Raw genomic sequence first — 285 nt, forward strand, 5'->3', positions numbered from 1 at the left:
TATGCCGAGAACCTGATGCGCGGCGGCAGCCAGCCGGTCTATACCGCCTGCTTCCGCACGCAGTTCGGCTGCGACAGCAATGCCGCCATCAAGTTTGACTACAACCCGGCCAAGGCCAAGGAGCTGCTGGCGGCGGCCGGTTATCCGAATGGCTTCGATACCGACATCTACGCTTACCGCGAGCGTGAAATCGCCGAAGCCATCATCGGCGACCTGCGCAAGGTCGGCATCCGCGCGCGGCTGCATTACATGAAGTTCGCGGCCCTGCAGACCGAATACCGCAGC

Annotated in this window: 1 protein-coding gene; it reads left to right on the top strand. The window is 62.8% G+C overall.

Going from position 1 to position 285, the window contains the following annotated elements; genetic code table 11:
* Nucleotides 1-285 (top strand): ABC transporter substrate-binding protein (locus ACZ3GY_RS23775; RefSeq protein WP_465912189.1); only part of this gene is annotated, 285 nt, incomplete at both ends.

The sequence above is a fragment of the Pseudomonas sp. PME37.24/006 genome (assembly GCF_055556635.1).